Source organism: Streptomyces sp. NPDC090119 (assembly GCF_044747085.1).
Taxonomy (GTDB): Bacteria; Actinomycetota; Actinomycetes; order Streptomycetales; family Streptomycetaceae; genus Streptomyces.
Genome location: NZ_JBIVDK010000011.1, coordinates 1 through 13427, shown reverse-complemented (window position 1 = coordinate 13427; position 13427 = coordinate 1). Strand labels below are relative to the sequence as shown.

General features: G+C 68.9%; 10 protein-coding genes. 6 read left to right on the top strand and 4 right to left on the bottom strand.

The features are described from left to right. Positions 1 to 1355 precede the first annotated feature (1355 nt). Positions 1356 to 1898, bottom strand: coding sequence for a GNAT family N-acetyltransferase (locus ACIPPM_RS30690; RefSeq protein WP_401453689.1), 543 nt, complete (start codon positions 1896 to 1898; stop codon positions 1356 to 1358). A gap of 1028 nt (positions 1899 to 2926) precedes the next feature. Here ACIPPM_RS30690 and ACIPPM_RS30685 point away from each other — a divergent pair. Further along, entirely contained in the window at positions 2927 to 3679 is a 753-nt protein-coding gene (locus ACIPPM_RS30685) for a replication-relaxation family protein (protein ID WP_401453691.1), read from the top strand. Beyond that, positions 3676 to 4122, top strand: a complete 447-nt coding sequence (locus ACIPPM_RS30680) for a hypothetical protein (RefSeq protein WP_401453687.1) — start codon at positions 3676 to 3678, stop codon at positions 4120 to 4122. The genes ACIPPM_RS30685 and ACIPPM_RS30680 overlap by 4 nt, the downstream gene beginning before the upstream one ends. 52 nt (positions 4123 to 4174) lie before the next feature. Here ACIPPM_RS30680 and ACIPPM_RS30675 read toward each other — a convergent pair whose 3' ends face one another. Then, positions 4175 to 4393, bottom strand: a complete 219-nt coding sequence (locus ACIPPM_RS30675; protein ID WP_401453685.1) for a hypothetical protein — start codon at positions 4391 to 4393, stop codon at positions 4175 to 4177. A 788-nt stretch (positions 4394 to 5181) separates the two neighbouring features. On the opposite strand from ACIPPM_RS30675, the gene ACIPPM_RS30670 reads away from it, so the two are divergent. The 4 genes from ACIPPM_RS30670 to ACIPPM_RS30655 all read left to right on the top strand — a co-directional run bounded on the left by ACIPPM_RS30670 (position 5182) and on the right by ACIPPM_RS30655 (position 9804). Further along, positions 5182 to 5580 (top strand): hypothetical protein, encoded by a 399-nt coding sequence (locus ACIPPM_RS30670; protein WP_401453683.1) that lies wholly within the window; start codon positions 5182 to 5184, stop codon positions 5578 to 5580. Continuing rightward, positions 5577 to 7040, top strand: a complete 1464-nt coding sequence (locus ACIPPM_RS30665) for a hypothetical protein (RefSeq protein WP_401453681.1) — start codon at positions 5577 to 5579, stop codon at positions 7038 to 7040. The genes ACIPPM_RS30670 and ACIPPM_RS30665 overlap by 4 nt, the downstream gene beginning before the upstream one ends. 78 nt (positions 7041 to 7118) lie before the next feature. After that, entirely contained in the window at positions 7119 to 7730 is a 612-nt protein-coding gene (locus ACIPPM_RS30660; protein WP_401453679.1) for a hypothetical protein, read from the top strand. A 793-nt stretch (positions 7731 to 8523) separates the two neighbouring features. Further along, positions 8524 to 9804: a hypothetical protein gene (locus ACIPPM_RS30655; protein ID WP_401453677.1), complete on the top strand. Its 1281-nt coding sequence runs from the start codon at positions 8524 to 8526 to the stop codon at positions 9802 to 9804. Positions 9805 to 9882: 78 nt separating this feature from the next. Here the strand turns inward: ACIPPM_RS30655 and ACIPPM_RS30650 are convergent, their stop codons facing one another. Together ACIPPM_RS30650 and ACIPPM_RS30645 are read right to left on the bottom strand one after the other, a co-directional pair. Continuing rightward, the gene (locus tag ACIPPM_RS30650) at positions 9883 to 10080 is read right to left on the bottom strand and encodes a hypothetical protein (RefSeq protein WP_401453675.1); all 198 of its coding nucleotides are present in this window, start codon (positions 10078 to 10080) and stop codon (positions 9883 to 9885) included. After that, positions 10080 to 12599 (bottom strand): Helicase associated domain protein, encoded by a 2520-nt coding sequence (locus tag ACIPPM_RS30645; RefSeq protein ID WP_401453673.1) that lies wholly within the window; start codon positions 12597 to 12599, stop codon positions 10080 to 10082. The genes ACIPPM_RS30650 and ACIPPM_RS30645 overlap by 1 nt, the downstream gene beginning before the upstream one ends. Between the last annotated feature and the right edge of the window lie 828 nt (positions 12600 to 13427).

Sequence of the window (13427 nt, the reverse complement as noted above, 5' to 3'; positions counted from 1 at the left end):
ATGCCGAGCCCCGCCTCGGTATCGTCTCGTCTACGCCGAGCCCCGCCTCGGTATCGTCTCGTCTACGCCGAGCCCCGCCTCGGTATCGTCTCGTCTATGCCGAGCCCCGCCTCGGTATCGTCTCGTCTATGCCGAGCCCCGCCTCGGTATCGTCTCGTCTATGCCGAGCCCCGCCTCGGTATCGTCTCGTCTATGCCGAGCCCCGCCTCGGTATCGTCTCGTCTATGCCGAGCCCCGCCTCGGTATCGTCTCGTCATCGCTGAACGCCGAGCTGGACATCGAGGCGCAGCAGACCGTGACATCTCACTTCCAGGAGTGGCTGGGCAGGCTGGAGCGCTGCGAGCCGAACGCGACGCACTGCACGCTCGTGGAGCCGGCGAAGATTCCGTCCCTGTTCCATCGGTGTGTCGTGGAGGACGAGAACAGCCCGGCGGCCATCTCCGGATCGGGTTGTACCTGCCGCCGGGCCTTTTACGGCCACGAGTGCGGGCTGCCCGTCGTTGGCAAGCACTTCCAGCACGTGTGCACCGACGGTGACGGCAGCCGGGGCGGAGCCTCGCCGGGCATGCCCGCCATGCTCCTCGAGGCCGACCGCGTCACCGGGCCGGTCGACCCCCTGGTGGACAAGGTGCGCCGGTGCAGCGACCGGGACGAGCTCCTGGCGCCGAAGGCCGACGCGAACAAGGAGGAGGCAGGGCGTCGGCAGGGCGCGGCGGTGCAGGACTTCCGGCTGTGGTCGCGGCGGTGCACGACTTCCGGCTGTGGTCGCGGGTCTGCCCGGCGCCCCGCCGCGAGGGCTACGTGCCGGTGGCGTTCGTTTTCACCGGCCGGACGGCCGTGCAGCGCGCCGGCCGGAGCGAGCGCCCGGAGCAGGCGGCCCGCGTCTCGCGGTGGCCGTCGGCTACCTCCGTGAACCCGACAGCGAACTACCCCCGCCAGGACCCGGCTTCGCCCGCCAGACCCCCCAACGTGCCCGCCGCAGCCGCTGAACGGCCCGACAGCCCCGGCGGTGTCCCGGCACCGCCCCAGGCCCGCCCCGCTGAACGCCGGGCCGACGACCGGACGGAGGAGCGAAGCCAGCACGTCGACGAGGCCGCCACCCGCTGAAATCACCCTGCCCCCCAGAGGGGAGCGTCCCCCCCCCCGGGGGGCAGGAGCAGCCCAGGAGTGCCCGGCCCCGTCAACTGCTCGCCCATCTCGGGGAACTCTTGCTCCGAGACATTCTGTGCGACGTTCTCCGGTATTCCAGCTTCCAGCATGATCTCGCCGGCAGGGCCCGGTGAGCGTGTGCCAGGGCTCGAGGAGCGGAGCAACAGATCAATTCTGATTGCAGCGTCGATGTTCCCACGCCGATTCTAGTCGGCCGGTTCGTCGTTCCATTGCACTCTTTTCACTCTCCCGGTCTCCCAGTCACGCCGTAGGATTCCGTAACCGACTGTGTCGTGGACCGTCCCGTCCGCGGCCGGCCACGCATCCCGGTAATGGGCCTCCTTGGCATAGCCGCACCGCAGGAAGACCCGCCGCATCGGGCGATTGTCCTGCCGGGTGGTGCCCTCAATGCGACACACCTGCGGGAACTCCTCGAACACGTACCGCGTCAGCCATGTCACCGCCCGCACGCCGATGCCACGTTTCCGGTGCTCGGCCCGGATCCGCAGATCGAACAGAGGCGTGTCGTCGGTCAGATCCATGAGCCGGATGAGACCGACGGTCTCCTTGTCCACGACGATCCAGAAGCTTCTGCTGTCCTCGCTCTCGAAGCGTCCCTCGTCGATCCACCGGCGCGCCGTCGCACGGTCCACGTCGCTGACGGTGTGGAAGGACCAACTCTCGCGGGTGAGAAAGCGGATCAGATTATCGGTGTCGGAGGCGAGGGTTCGCTGGAAGTCGATTTCCATGGCCTGCACCCTACGGTGCGCGGTCACCCGGTCACGCCGAACCCGTCGCCTCCCAACCGCTGCCGAAGGGCGCCGACCCCCCTGACCACAAGCGCGATGCGTGCCATGCCCGGGGCCGGACCGCCCCCGCCGGCGGACCAGGCGTGGCGGACTCCGGAGCCGCGTGCGGGACGAGGCGGATAACTGGACGACACCGCCTTGTACCGCCCGCTGAACTCTCCACCCTGAGCCGGAACGGACGAACAGGGGCTGCAAGGGCCAAGGCGGGCCCTCTTGTCCGGTAGTGGTCGGCCCGACCACCAACCCGACCATGACCCCTCGTCCACCCCTGCTACCGCCCCGACCACAGCCGCGAGCCGCGTTTCCCCCTGACCACGGCCGCTACCGGCCACGGCCAGACCGCGGCCAAGGAGATCGGCTGCACGCCGCTTTTTCGAGTCCCCGCCCACCAGGGCGGCCCGAAGCGAAGGAGCCACCGCGATGACCACGCACCGGCCCCCGGCAGGCGCCCCCGGCGCGCCCGCTCCGGCCACGGGCCCGACCACCAGCGGGCAAGCCGTCCCGGCCTCCTGTGGTGCGCACTGGAGGCCACCGCCGGAACCCACTTCGGTGCCCGACACCGAGCCAGACAGAGAAAGCCCAGGTCACCACATAGATTCGGTCGCGCGCCGCGTTGTCACAACCCTCTTCTCTCCTCCTGAACTCCTGGGTGATGTCCATGGAGGAGGAGATCATCGGGTCCGGGGGCCGGGCCCCCTCGGCGGCCGGGCGCGGCCGACGCTCGGCCAAGTGGCCGCGCCCACCAGACGACGGGGAAGGAACGCAGCCGTAGGCGGTCAAGCATGAGGAGAACCCGGCGGGATCATCGAACAACCTGCGCGGTGACATGCTGCGCGTGCTCGGAGTGCTGAAGGTCGCCACGGTCGAACAGATCCAGCAGATCTCAGCCCCCCACCTGAGCTACCGCCACACCGACAAGCCGCCCCCGTCGAAGCGGAAGCAGGCCCGCCGCCTCCCCCACCGGGGCACTGTCCGATCTGCGCAAACACGGCCTGGCGGAGAACGGCGGGCAGACCCCGGACGGCGACCGCCTGCGCAACCTCACCCCCATGGGCCTGAAAACCACCTCCTACCAGCTGAGACGGCCGGTGGGAGAGATGGGCAACCCGGCCCGCGGCGCGGGCCGCACCCGGGCCTCCCACCCGATGACGGTCAACGAGGCCGTGCTCGCCCTGCTGCGCCCGAAGCCGGACCTCACCCAGCTCGCAGACGAGCCGGCCGACGTCCTCGCCGCCGCCCAGACGGCAGCCGACACACCCGCCGAGCTGGGCACCATCGCCACCTACACGACCGAGGTGGCCCTACCCGCGACCGGCACCTGCTCCAACCCCGGCAAGGGCGGCGCCCAGGCAGACATCGTCATCACCGCGCCCGAGGACGGGATACCGCTGCTGTTCGTGGAGATCGACAACTGCTTCCAGTCCGCGCAGGCCCTCGCCGCGAAGATCGACAAGTACACGCGGTTTGGCCAGCGCAACGTGCAGGACGTCGACGGCAAGGAACGACCGATATGGCGCACTCGCTGGTGGGTGCCCGACGGCCGCCACGGCGACCAGCCGCACCCGCCACCGCTGCTCGTCTTCAACCGGATCGGCCCACGCAACCCGGGCACCGTCATCACGCAGCTGGCCGAGCTCACCGAGCAGCACCGGAAGGGCACCTCGTACGACGGCGGCTTCCACATGTACGACGGCAAGCTGCCCATCTCGTCACCGGCATGAAGCACCTCCAGAAGCACGGCCCGGCCGGAGCGGTCTTCCGGCGCTTCGGCCGCCCGCACAACCAGACCCTCCTCGAGGCGAACGGCAACCCGCGCCGTACAGCCCACGACGCCCGCAAGCAGGCCGAGTACGCAGCCCGCCAGCGGGAGCACAAGGAGGAACTGCGCCGTATCGCCGCACAGCACCGGGCCGAGCGCGAGGCCAGCCGTCCCGTGTGCACCGACTGCGGCACCCGGTTCACCGACGAACGGTGGAAGGCCATCGAGCCCGCCGGGTGGGACACCCCGCGCGAGACCCACCCCCACCTGTGCGACGACTGCAAGCAGCGCGCCATCACCGCCGAACGCCAAGCCGAGCAGGCCCGGCCCGAGCACCAGGAGCACGACCAGGCCGTGCCCGAGCAGAAGGCCGGCGGCACCTGGCTCTCCCGCTTCCGCGGCTGACGTCCGGGCGGAGACCACGGCCGGGCAGGTCCGTCCTGCCCGGCCGTGGCGGCTACCCCCAGGGCTTCGGTAGCGCGTGCCACAGGGTTCTGAGCCAGTCGGGCGGGTTGGTGAGGAACTTGTCCACCAGCCGGGCCGTGATGGACCGGGCGGCACCTTCGGCGGCGCCCTGGCCTATCGCGGCGGTCAGGCCGGCACCGACAGCGGGCTGCGGCGGGGCGGGCGCGGGGTCAGGCGGCTGGACGGGCGCGGGAACGTTGTCCCGGGTCATGGTGCTGCTCCCTTGAGCAGAGGGATCGAGGACAGCGGACACCTGCGTGGTGTCGTCCGCGGGGGTGTGTGCCGCGCGGTCGGCAGTCCTGCTGCGGCTCTCTGCTTGAGAGCGTCCCTGTGGGGTCTCTGCCGTGGCTCAGGGTGGCGTGTTCAGCGTAGCGGCGATCGGTGCGGGTGTTGCCCCGGGTGTCTGGCGGATGGTCATCGGTACTGCCTCCGACGTGAGTTCTACAGGCCGGGCGGGACAGTGACAGGGCGCAGGTGCTTGCGTCTCATCCTGGCGGGCACGGGCTCTTTCACTCCGTAGGGCCGGAGGCCGGGACCCGGACAGCAGCGACGGGGAGAAAAGATTCCGGGCACGACGAAGGCCCGGACACCTGGTCCGGGCGTTGCGCTGTCGAAGTCTTCTAGCCAGTAAGGGAGTCGGAGACCTTCCGTCTACTCGCGCTCTTTCGGGCGGCGGTCGGCGACCCGTTCCGGTTCGAGTCGGGCGCCGGCATATAGTTCTCGGGGCCTAAGCGCGCATGACGCGCCAACCGGTGTGCGGCCGGACGAAAACGCGGTCCAGGGCGACGACGGCCGGACGGGCCACGCCGCTCCGCGCTCACGCGCCGGTGAACGGCCTTCGTCCTGTCTTGGTGTCGTTAGTAGCGTGATGCTGCCGGAAGTCTGGTTTCAGACATTCTCACGGACTCTGTCTCTCTATATCGGCATCTCTGAGACCCTTCCTGATTGCAGCAGGTGATCGTTTAGTCACTTAGCGGATCTTGGATGGGGGCGAGGATCGTGCTGGAGCAGGCACAGATGGTGGGATTGGCGGGGGCAGCCGCCGCTGCACTGGTCGCGGAGATGACCAAGGAGAGCTGGGCGTCGATGCGCTCGCTGGCAGCTCGGTTCTTCCGGCGCGGTGGCCAGGAGGAGGAAGAACGCCAGCTCGCCCGGCTCGATGCCGACCAGGTGCAGGCAGCCACACTGGATCAGGCTGCCCTGCGGGAGAGGTGGAACCGGCGGCTGCTGACGCTGGTGGAGGACTTCCCCGAAGCAGCCGAGGAACTGGCGGCAATGGCGCGCCGCAAGCCGGAAGAGCCGCAGAGCGGGGTGAACCAGACCGCAGAGAACAACACCGGCTCGGTCATTCAGATCGGCAGGGACAACTCCGGCAGCCTGAACACGGAGCGAAGGTGACCACGCTCGGCGGGCGTGACCTGCCCCAGCCCCCCACCAACCCGCCGTCTGTTGGGCAGTCCGCCGTCGGCAACACCGGTCCTACTGTCCAGGTTGGCGGCTCCAACGTCGGCAACATCAACATCACTCGGTTACCCAAACTACCGGTCACCCCCATTCCGCGCGGTGACCAGGAGGCCGCCCTGGAGCCTGTTTGGGCGCACACTCCCACCCCACAGCGGGCCGCGAACCTGCTCGCGGCACATGGCCTCGCAGTCGTCACGGGCGAACGCGGCACGGGACGGCATATCTCGGCAGTCCGCGCTCTGCACACCCACCTCTCCACTCCTGCAGGACCCCCGCAGCTTTTCTACCTGGCAGCCGACTGGGACGAGGACGAAGCACCGGAACGGGAAGTCCTGCCCGAGCCGATCACTGGGCACGGCTACCTGATCGATGCGACCTCACGCTTCTTTTCCGAGAACGCCGCCCGCGCTCTCACTGCTTGGGCGGAAGAGCTCCACGACGCCGGCGGTTGCCTGGTCGTCACCCGTAACCAACGGGATTGGCGGGGCGACAGCCGCTTCGAGATTGAGGCGGTACGCCCCGACGCCATCCAGGTCGCCCGGAACCACCTTGCTCACTGGGGCAGCCACGCGCAGGCCGGATGGCTGCAGCAGGACGCCCAGCGCACTCCCACACGCGGCCTGTTGCGCCAAGCAGCCCCTGACCGGACGGTCGGCGTCCTGTCCGATCTCATCACCCGCAGTGTCAGCCCGGATGATGCTGTCGCGATCGCCGAACGCCTGCGCGGCATCGATCCTGAACGGCTGGCCAAAGCGGTCGAACGCATAGACGCACCCTCTTCACCGGAGCACGAGCAGGGAGTCAGCGAGCTGCGCCGCATCTGGGAAGAGGTCCTGTTATGGACCAACTTCCTGGAGCAGACGCTCACCGGCACCGGCACCCGCGGTCAGGACCGAGTGATGTTGCTCGCCGCCGCCTACCTCGAGGGCGCCCCAATCGAACGATGCATCAAGGCAGCAACCGAGTTCGGCGGCCGCGATGAGGCAGTCGCACGCCGGTACCGGGAAGGCCGCAGCCCTCGGCGTCGGCTGAGGGACGTCGGTGTCGACATCACTTCCAGCGACACAGCTGCATTCCACAGCCGCCCGGGCCTCGCACGCTCCGCCATCCGCATGGACTGGCACCACTGGGCCGACGAACGAGACGCAACCACGAATTGGCTCGCCCGCATCACCGTCCCCGACGGTGTCGCCAGCGCATGGACGGAGCAGATCGGATCCCGTCTGCTGGAGCTGTCCATCACAGAGGTCGAATCTCCCTTCTTCACCCTCCTCGACACCTGGGCCACCACCTCCCCCGACGAGCAATACCTCCGTATCGTCACCGCACTGATCGCCCAAGCCGCGGAGACGGAAGAAATCGCGCGGGATGCCCACAAACAACTGCTGGACTAGGCGAAAAAGCCTGACGTGCATCGGCGCAAGGTTGTCGCCTGGGCATGCAGCGGCCGGTATGGCATGCGATGGCCGCACATGGCTCTCGTCCGGCTACGCCACATCCTGGCTGTCGACGACGAAGCAACTCGCATCGCAGCGACCGCTCTGACGGCCCACGCGGCCGCGAGCACTGAAGGGTTCCAACGAGTCGTTGAGACGGTCGAAACCTGGTTTGAGAAGTACCAGACCCACCTCGCCGGCCCTCGGGCCTTCCTAGCGCTCACCGATCCCGCATACAACGTCCTGGACACCCTGGTGAGCGCAGCACCGGCTGCCCCAGCCGTCCGTGACTTCCTGATCAACGGTTGGATGCAGACACTGCGACAGCCAGACGTACGCGACGACGCCCATCAGGTCCTCCTCGGCTGGGCCCGAGCCGCTCACGAGGGCCGACTGGACCGCAACGCCACCTTCGGCATCCTCACCGACGTACGCAACGCCCACACACCCCTCGATGCCATGTCCCGCTTCCTGTACGGAAGCCCGGACCAAGACGACCATGCCCTGATCGAAGCGCGCCTTGCCCTGGCCAACCTCCGAGGCTGCAACCACGCCCAGTGCTCCGAACCCCACTGCCCGCTCAAAGAAGCAGCCAGCTCCTTCCCGGACACCAGCGCTGCCGGAGGCACAGGTGAACCCCGGTCATGAGGCCTCCACAGGACACCAGCGCGTCAGATTCCCACTGACCCGATGGCTGCTGGCACCGCTGACCACATGGCGTGCCCGACGTCTGGCAGCCGCATACGGACCCGGCATGGACGCACGCACAGCCTGGGCACTAACCCGTACAGCTACTCACCCCGAAGAGATCCCCTTCGCCATGAACCATCTATGCGATGACAAGGAAGAGGAGTCATAACCGTTGAAGTGATGACTAGCAGCTGCTGCGCCGCCGGGTTCACGGCGCCGAACACGACCAGCTGGCTTCGCGGCTTGACCGGCGCTACGCGGCATTGGTCGGTGACCTGCTGGACGGCGCCGGTTGGACGCAGGACGAGATCGACACCGGCGTCGCGCTCCCCACAGCGCTGGGCAGTTCGGCGCCGGTGGCCGGGCCATGTACGGCCCGCGCCTCGATAGCCCGCTCCGCTGGGGGGGACTGGCCCTACGCCACTGCCTGACCGCCCCGGGCCGGCTCGCTCACCAGCCCGGTCCGGGGCAGGCTGGGAGGCGTGAGCAGCGCGCCGACCGTCGCGCACCAGCCCTCTCTGGCGGTGGCCGGAGAGTCACCGTGCGAAGTCACGGTCAGGACGAGATTCTCGGCATCGCCTACAGCGACCACGACCTGGTCGTGGCCCCACCCCGTACGTCAGTCGATCAGGCTGTGCAGCGCAGCGCGGGAACGCTGACTCCGAAACACCCCAGCCCGTCGCGACACTTGCACAAGGCTCGGGACCGAAAAGCCGCCCGTCGCCTACACATTCAGTTCTAGGCTTCCTCGATGAAACAGCCTGACGAGCCCGACTCCGACGAGGCCCAGACCGTACCGGGCCCGCTGCTGCTCACTTTTCTGGTGGCTCTGCCTTTCCCATGTCCGCTGCCGCACGGAGCAATGATTAGCAAGATGCTGCCAGGCACAGTCAAAGGGCTGAAAGGCGTGCAGATGCGTGTCACTCAGGACGGTCCTGCACCGCCGACCACTGCGCAGGGCCGGCCGTTCGTGTCTCTGAAGTTCTGGCAGCTCAAGGAACGCCAGAGCGGTGGGAGCATGCATCTGCCAGCCTTGGCCCAGGTCTGCGCCGAGATCATCGGCAAGCCCGCGCCCGAAGACCTTACCGACGGGACGGCCGAGGCCTACCGCACGGTCGTGGAGATGGCCACCGTCCAGAGCGCCGACCGTCTGCATCCGCAGGAAGAAGCCCTGCACGAGGCATTCACCCGCTGCTTCGACGTCCTGACTAACGTCTCCTCCATGACCAAATTGGCTTTGCCCCACAGCCACCCGGTGGCCGCTCCGGAACAGATAGCGGTGACCATCTGGCTCGCCAGGACTCTGACCGGCAGTTACGCCGACGGCTGGATGGGCGTGAAGCCCCTGACGCCTCCTTCGGGGCCGCTCGACGCCGTCCTCGACGAGGACCAGATGACCCGGCTCAATGCGCACCTTCACCGCCTCTGGGACGGCTCACCCTTCGAGCTCGCGATGGAACGCTCCACTGAAGCCAACCGCGCCTTCCGCCACGAAGGCGACTACCGCAACGCTGTCGTCCAGGCCGCCATGTTCGCCGAGATCATCCTGACCAGCACCCTGTCCTTGATGCTGTGGGAAGAACAGCTGCACGATCCCTCCATCGAAAAAGCCGTGGCGGTGTTCGACTTCTCCCGAGGCGGCGGCCTGGCCACCCGGGTAAAGACCGAGTACGCCACCCGGCTCGGCGGCACATGGGACAGCACCCGCCCAGGCCCGATCCACGACTGGGCACACGCCGTGGCAGCACTGCGCAACAGAGTCGTCCACCGCGGCTACCGCCCGACATACCAAGAGACCGAAGCCGCCCTAGCCGCGGCAGACGCGCTCCCTGAGTTCATCAAAACCCGTCTGGCCCAGCGCGTGGCACGCTACCCCCGCACTGCGCTTCTGACCCTGGGGGAACCCGGCCTTCGCAGGCTCGGCGGATGGTCGCGGGCGAACGCTTATCTGACGGATCCCACCCAGGTACCGGACCTGTGGTTCCGCGAGTTTGCCGCATGGCGCGAAGCGGTCGACAGACGCCTTGCCTAACCCGCCGAGCGCGGGCTGTACCGTTGTCCGGATCGCGTACGGGCTCTGGTACCCGCGTCTGGGTGGCCGGGGTGCGCATCACGCGCCAGCTGGTGGGCGACGCGGTGACGACATGGACAGGGCGACGACGGCCTGCCGCACGGTGCCGCCGCGCACCCACGCTCCGGTGAAGCGGACCTGATCGGCCGCCCTGTCACCCAGGCGATGCCATGGACGCAGCCGTCCGAGCAGATAGCCGGCCGCGAGCGCGACGACCGCGGTGACGATGACGCCCATCACGACCACCGCATGCCGATCGTGGACAGCAGTTCCACGCGTTCCGGGGACAGCGTGGCGGCCCGGCTGCGCTGGTTCCCGATCCACGCCCCGAGCCGGAACTCCCGCTCTTCCTGGCCCTCGCCGACGATCTGTTCGACGTGTTTCCTCGGCACTCGCAGGTGTCCCTCGCGCTCGTAGTACTGGCGGGCGGCCTCGTAGTTCAGCGCCCACTTGTCTGCCTGCGTACGGCGCGGGGGCGGCTTCTCGTCCTCGGTCGCGGGTGTAATCCCGAGGACCTGCTTGCACATCCACTGCTGCACGGTCGTCAGGCTGTCCCAGCCGAGCCGCACGGAGCGCACCCACCGCCCGAGGTCCTCGCCCTGGCACACGACGTCACCGGGCTCGGTCGGCAGCGGGTGGCCGGCCTCCAGGTGCATTCGGACGAGGTGGAAGGCGCGCTGCCACTCCACCGGCCAGCTCGGGCACCACGACGGGTCGATGTCCTCCAGCTGCTCGCGCCGCATCTCCGACAGCGCCCCGGCCGACGACTCCACCGGCAGGCCCTCGGCACGCCGCTGCTCGATCTCGGCCGCCTTGCGGGCGGCGGCCCGCACGTTCTTCAGCCAGATCCCGACCCGGTAGCCCTGGAAGGTGGCGTCCAGCGGGGCCAGCAGGTGGCCCGCCTCGGCCGCCCACCCGCGCGCCGCCGCGAGACCTTCCTCCCACGCGACGTCGAAGTGCGACCACACCATGCCCAGCTTCTCCAGCTGTGCGACGCGGTCCTCGTCCATGTCGCCGCGGGCATAGAACCGCCGGTTGTCGGCGATCCACTGCCCGAGCGGGAAGCCCGCGAGCGAGGCCGGCCACCCCTCGGCCTCCACCGCCTGGTCCTCGCCGCCGGGCACCCGGTAGGTGAAGGGCACCTTCAGGTCGCCGCGGACGCGGGCGTAGAGGACGGCGGCCTCGATGCCGCGCCGCCAGTGCTCGTGCTCGGGGTTGATAACCCGCAGGTTGATGAACGCCGCCAGCTGCGCCGGATCACGAGGCACCGAGAACTTCAGCAGCTCCCGCGCGGGCGCCGACGGCCTACCGGACCCGTTCCCCCCGCCCCGGCTCTCCTGGCCCTGCGCGCCCATCGAGGCAGGCTTGTAGACGCTGGGTGCCTGCTGCTCGGCGAGCTGCTCCACCACCCGGGCATCGTGCGCCCTGAGCGCCTCCAGCAGCTTCGCCAGGCCGCCGAACGCCCGGGACGTGAGCATGTTGTCCGCCGTCTCGCCCGGCCCGAGCAACACCGGCACCACGAGCGAGGCGACCTTGCCCTCGCCCGGCTGCATCCGCAGCGCGCGGCCCACCGCCTGGACGAGGTCGGGCATCGAACCACGCACGTCAGCCCAGTACACGGAGTCGCAGTTGCGGGTATCGACGCCCTCGCCCAGCACCTTCACCGAGCACAGAAAGCACTTCTCCACGACCGTGCCGTCCGTAGCGACGCCCCGATCGAACTCACCCAGCAGGCGCCGGCGGTAATTCGGCTTGTGCTCGCCGCACAGCCAGTCCGCCCAGATCGTGCGCGGATACAGCTCGGGATCGGCGCCGTGCAGCCGCGCGGCGACGTCGGGAAGGCCGGCCGCGAACGCCTCGGCCTCCTTCACCACATGGTGGAAGACGAGCGTACGCCGGAAGCCCTCCTCCGCCGACGCCTTGAGCAGCGCCGTCTGGAGCGCGGCGAGCCGGGCCCCACGCACCTCGTCCGAGCGCCCCTCAGCGCCCAAAAGCTGCGCGGCCTGGAGCTGGGTGTCGGCGATGTCCACGCACACCACCTGATACGGCGCACAGATCCCCCGGTCGATCGCCTCAGAGAGGGTCAGGGTGAAGCAGCGCGCACCGAACGGCCCGTCCGGGTCGTCCTCCATGCTCGCCACCAGCTCGCCCGGCGCGCCCTCGGCATCCTCGTCCAGCTGCCACAGGCGGGGCGTGGCGGTCATGTAGAGGCGGCGCAGGGACGGGATGCGGGTGTTGTCGTGGACGACCGCCCAGGGCTTGCCCAGCCGCCCCGATGTCCGGTGCGCCTCATCGACCACGATCAGGTCCCACCCCGGAAGGCCGGCCTGGTGGGCGCGCTCCAGCGTGCCGAGCCCGAGGGAGGCGTACGTGGCGAACACGGTGACCTTGTCGAACGGCCGCACCCAGTCGACCAGTTCCTCCACGTCCGTAGTGTTGGGGAAGGTCACGTCCTCGCCCCGCAGGGACGAGACGCCGATCATCGGGCCCGTACGGCCTCCCTCGCGCCACGCGGCCTCGGTCTGGGTGAGCAGGTCCAGCGAGGGCGCGAGCACCAGCACCCGGCCCGCACGAAGCTTCTCCGCACTGCGGGCCGCGACCCGGGTCTTCCCGGACCCGGTCGCCATGATCACCTGAGTCCGGAGCCCCCTCTCGGGCGTAAGCGATCGTGCTGGCAATTCGAGAGCACGGACAACCGCGTCAACGGCTTCCTGCTGCGCCGCTTCACGCTGATCGGTTCGGCTTGCGGTCGACATATCCGTCTGCCTTCTCCTGGGCTCTTCGCTGGGCAGGCAATAAGAAACCTGCACGTAGAAGGCGTGTGATCGGCTACGGCGGGCCTCACCGGAGCCGGGTCACAGCCTCGGACCATAGCCGGGGAGTGTGAGCGGGGACCGCTCTGCTCTCCTCAGTGGTGCTGCTATCTGAGTCCAGAGTTTATCTCGTACCCAAAACGAATCACTAAAGTTTCTGGGGGATCGCAAGAATGATGGGTCACACTGCGGGAAGCAGCCAGACATGTGGGCCGACCGGGTGAAACGAGCTCTGAAAAGAGAGCAAACGGTGAAGCAGCTCCAGGTGAGCTGCTGGATATTCGGGGCGTTCTCGGCACTGGAACCGATCGTCTTCGTAACAGAACTGACCCAGCGCCACCCCAGCGTTTGGACCCTAACCTGGACGGGGTTAGGCACGATCTTCTTCCCGTGCATGCTTTTGATGACGCTCCGTCAACTGAAGGCGAAGAAACAGGGGCGACAAGAGACCTAACCCCCTCCGCTTACTGCTGCTCGGGCCGTGAGGCCCGCGGGTGGGCCCGCGCGGAGCGTGGCACGCCTGGCCCGCACGGGGGAGTGGAGCGCGCCCCAGGGTGGCTGGAGCACAGCGGAGGCCACGGGTCGGCCGGAGGCCGGCCCCGGCCCGCAACGCGGGCCGCCTGCCCTGCCGTTGGTGGCGGGCGCGGAGCGCGTGCCACCTGGCGGTGAGCGGAGCGAGCCGCAACCGCACACGCGGAGCGTGAGCGGCCGGGGAGCGCAGCGACCCGGCTCGCTGTGACGGGCGCAGCCCGGAGGGACCCGCTCCGCGGG

What these genes read in the sequence shown, in the direction of transcription:
- ACIPPM_RS30690 (WP_401453689.1), bottom strand. Translation starts at nt 1,898, where the DNA reads ATGGAAATCGACTTCCAGCGAACCCTCGCCTCCGACACCGATAATCTG.
- ACIPPM_RS30680 (WP_401453687.1), top strand. Translation starts at nt 3,676, where the DNA reads ATGAAGCACCTCCAGAAGCACGGCCCGGCCGGAGCGGTCTTCCGGCGC.
- ACIPPM_RS30675 (WP_401453685.1), bottom strand. Translation starts at nt 4,393, where the DNA reads ATGACCCGGGACAACGTTCCCGCGCCCGTCCAGCCGCCTGACCCCGCG.
- ACIPPM_RS30660 (WP_401453679.1), top strand. Translation starts at nt 7,119, where the DNA reads ATGGCTCTCGTCCGGCTACGCCACATCCTGGCTGTCGACGACGAAGCA.
- ACIPPM_RS30655 (WP_401453677.1), top strand. Translation starts at nt 8,524, where the DNA reads ATGAAACAGCCTGACGAGCCCGACTCCGACGAGGCCCAGACCGTACCG.
- ACIPPM_RS30650 (WP_401453675.1), bottom strand. Translation starts at nt 10,080, where the DNA reads ATGGGCGTCATCGTCACCGCGGTCGTCGCGCTCGCGGCCGGCTATCTG.
- ACIPPM_RS30645 (WP_401453673.1), bottom strand. Translation starts at nt 12,599, where the DNA reads ATGTCGACCGCAAGCCGAACCGATCAGCGTGAAGCGGCGCAGCAGGAA.